The 2,975-nt window shown below is 73.1% G+C and carries 4 protein-coding genes; 3 read left to right on the plus strand and 1 reads right to left on the minus strand.

Features of this window, described 5'->3' with window-relative positions; all coding sequences use genetic code 11:
• Positions 1–73 precede the first annotated feature (73 nt).
• Positions 74–511, minus strand: a complete 438-nt coding sequence (locus KDK95_RS34250; RefSeq protein ID WP_307844906.1) for a thioredoxin family protein — start codon at positions 509–511, stop codon at positions 74–76.
• A gap of 297 nt (positions 512–808) precedes the next feature.
• Here KDK95_RS34250 and KDK95_RS34255 point away from each other — a divergent pair, with 297 nt between their 5' ends.
• The 3 genes from KDK95_RS34255 to KDK95_RS34265 all read left to right on the plus strand — a co-directional run.
• The gene (locus KDK95_RS34255; RefSeq protein ID WP_212522524.1) at positions 809–2,245 is read left to right on the plus strand and encodes an MFS transporter; all 1,437 of its coding nucleotides are present in this window, start codon (positions 809–811) and stop codon (positions 2,243–2,245) included.
• Positions 2,242–2,691: a MarR family winged helix-turn-helix transcriptional regulator gene (locus tag KDK95_RS34260; protein ID WP_212522525.1), complete on the plus strand. Its 450-nt coding sequence runs from the start codon at positions 2,242–2,244 to the stop codon at positions 2,689–2,691. Before KDK95_RS34255 ends, KDK95_RS34260 begins: the two co-directional genes overlap by 4 nt.
• A gap of 79 nt (positions 2,692–2,770) precedes the next feature.
• The coding region (locus KDK95_RS34265) for a hypothetical protein (RefSeq protein ID WP_212522526.1) at positions 2,771–2,975 on the plus strand (205 nt) is incomplete at its 3' end.

Genomic DNA, 2,975 nt, shown 5'->3' on the forward strand with positions numbered 1-2,975 from the left:
TTCTCGGTCACGGCGGGGTCCTTCGGGGAGGGGGAGTCTGCTTCGGGCCGCGCGGCTCGGGCCGCGGGGCGGGTCAGGCCGCGGAGCCGACGGCGGCGAGGACCTGCTCACGGCGCGGCACGCCGCCGGCGCGGGCGGTCTCCCGGCCGGAGGCGTCGAGCACGAGCGTGGTCGGGGTGCGCAGGATGCCGAGCTCGCGCACGAGCTCGAGGTGGGCCTCGGCGTCGAGGTCGTAGTGGGCGACGCCGTCGACGTCCTCGGCGACCTTCGCGAGCACCACGCGGGTGGCCCGGCAGGGGGCGCAGAACGCGGAGCTGAACTGCACGAGCGTGGCCCGCGCGCCGAGCGGGCCGCCGAGCGCCGGCTCGCCCAGCGGCGCGGCCTCGGCGGTTCCGGCGTCTGCGGCGCGGGGTTCACGGGCGCGCATGACGCCGTCCGTGCGCTTGCGCCACAGGCCGAAGGCGCTCGCGGCGAGCAGCACGAGCACGGCGATGAGCAGACCGGAGTTCACGGTGTCCGTCCAGGGGGGATGCAGTGGGGCTGGCCAGGGGTGCGGGATGCGCGGAGCGGGGGCTCATCGGCAGGGCGGACAGGAGGCCGACCCCACCCGGCCGTAGTCGATGTGCCCGCGGCGGACCAGCGGCACGGCGCGACTACGGACTGACTGCATGCTCCCGATGATAACTCCTGGTCACCGCGTCGGCCAAGGCCGGGCCGGCGGCGGCCCGCGCCGGGTTGCCCGCTCCGCCCGTTAGTTATACGCTCTTAATAGTTCTAATAGCGAAACTAACTGGTAACTGGGGGAGCCATGCCGGACCTCTCACCGAAGCGGCGCAACCTCGTCCTCGCGATCTGCTGCATGAGCCTGTTCATCGTCGGCCTTGACGTGACGATCGTGAATGTCGCGCTGCCCACCATCGAGACCGACTTCCACACGCAGCTCACCGACCTGCAGTGGATCATGGACGCGTACACGCTCGTGCTCGCCTCCTTCCTGATCCTGGCCGGCTCGACCGCGGACCGGCTCGGCCGCAGGCGGATATTCCGCACCGGGCTGCTGCTGTTCACCCTCGGCTCGCTGATGTGCTCGATCGCCCCCTCGCTCGGCTGGCTGGTGACCGCGCGCGTCCTGCAGGCCCTCGGCGGCAGCATGCTCAACCCGGTGGCCCTGTCGATCGTGACGAACACGATCACCGACGCGAAGGAGCGCGCGCGGGCCATCGGCGTGTGGGGCGCCGTGTTCGGCCTGTCGATGGCGCTCGGCCCGGTGATCGGCGGCGCGCTGGTCTCCGCGGTCGGCTGGCGGGCGATCTTCTGGGTGAACGTGCCCGTCGGCATCGCCGCCCTCGTCCTGACGACCGTGTTCGTGCCCGAGTCCAAGGCGCCGCGCGCCCGCCGCGTCGACCCGGTCGGCCAGGTCCTGGTGATCCTGGCGCTGGCGTCCTCGACCTCCGCGATCATCGAGGGCCCGCGGCACGGCTGGGGCAGCGCCCTGATCATCGGCCTGTTCGCCGTCGCGATCCTCTCGGTCGGCTTCCTCATCCGGTACGAGAACCGGCGCGAGGAGCCGCTGATCGACCCGCGGTTCTTCCGCTCCATGCCGTTCTCCGGCGCCACGGTCATCGCGGTCTCCGCGTTCCTGTGCCTGTCCGGTTTCCTGTTCCTCAACGCCCTGTACCTGCAGGACGAGCGCGGCTTCTCGGCCGTCAAGACCGGCCTGGTGACGCTGCCGATGGCCGCCTCCAACATGGTCCTCTCCCCCGTCTCGGGGCGGATCGTCGGCTCGCGCGGCCCGCGCCTGCCGCTGGTCGGCGCCGCGGTGTTCCTGTTCCTGGCCGCGGTGCTGATGACCACGTTCACCGCGACGACGTCGCTGGGGGTGGTCGCGATCGCGTACGTGCTGATGGGTGTCGGCTTCGGGTTCGTCAACGCGCCGATCACGAACACGGCGGTCTCCGGGATGCCGCGCTCGCAGGCCGGCGTCGCGGCGGCGGTCGCCTCGACGAGCCGTCAGGCGGGCAGCTCGCTCGGCGTCGCGATCTTCGGCTCGATCCTGGCGTCGGGCACGTTCACGCACGCGAGCCACGTGTGCTGGTGGGTGGCCGCGGCCTGCGCCGTGCTGATCGGCGTCCTCGGTATCATCACGACCGGGCGCGCGGCCAAGGCGAGCGCCGCCCGTACGGCGGCGATCTTCGCGCCGTCCGAGGGGGCGGCGCGGGTGACGGTGGGACAGGCGGCATCATGAGCACGGGCATCGACACCGGCCGGGACCAGGACCTGCGGCTGGTCTGGGACCGGATCCGCACCATGGTCTACGACGACAACCGGCGCGCCGAGGTCTCGGCCGAGGTCGGCCTGAGCTTCGTGAAGGTCAAGGCGCTGCGGCGGCTGCTGGCGCGGCCGATGCCGATGCGCGAGCTGGCCGCGCAGCTGGTCGTGGACAAGCCGTACATGACGCAGGTCGTGGACGCGCTCGAGCAGCGCGGCCTGGTGGTGCGCACGGTGGACGCGCGCGACCGGCGCTGCCGGATCGTCTCGCTGACCGAGGCGGGCCGGGCGACGGCGGAGCGCTCGGAGGAGATCCTCACCCGTCCGCCGGCGATCCTGGCCGGGCTCTCCGACGAGGACCTGGGCCAGCTGACCCGGATCCTGATGTCCCTGCCGGCCACCGGGGACGGCGAGCCGTCCTGACCCGGCCCGGCCCGGCCGGTCCCGTAGCCGCGTGCCGCCGCGGCGCCGGCATCACCGTCCGCGGTGCCGGATGCGGGCGATGCTGACCGGCACGATCGCGATGACGAACACGACGAGCACCGTGCTGAGACGCCTGAACGGCACGGTGTGGACCCTTGCCGCGGCCGGCGCGATCAGCGGCGTCGGCGAGGCCGGCTTCGGGCTCGGGCGCGGCGCGGTCGGGGTGGGCGTCGCCGAGGGTGCGGGCGGTGCCGGGGCAGCCGGCACGACGCGCGGTGCCGGTT

The organism is Actinospica acidithermotolerans (genome assembly GCF_018139625.1).
GTDB classification, from domain to species: domain Bacteria; phylum Actinomycetota; class Actinomycetes; order Streptomycetales; family Catenulisporaceae; genus Actinospica; species Actinospica acidithermotolerans.

Bases quoted from the DNA above. Each gene is read 5' to 3' on its own strand.
- KDK95_RS34260 (WP_212522525.1), top strand. From the start codon at position 2,242: ATGAGCACGGGCATCGACACCGGCCGGGACCAGGACCTGCGGCTGGTC.
- KDK95_RS34255 (WP_212522524.1), top strand. From the start codon at position 809: ATGCCGGACCTCTCACCGAAGCGGCGCAACCTCGTCCTCGCGATCTGC.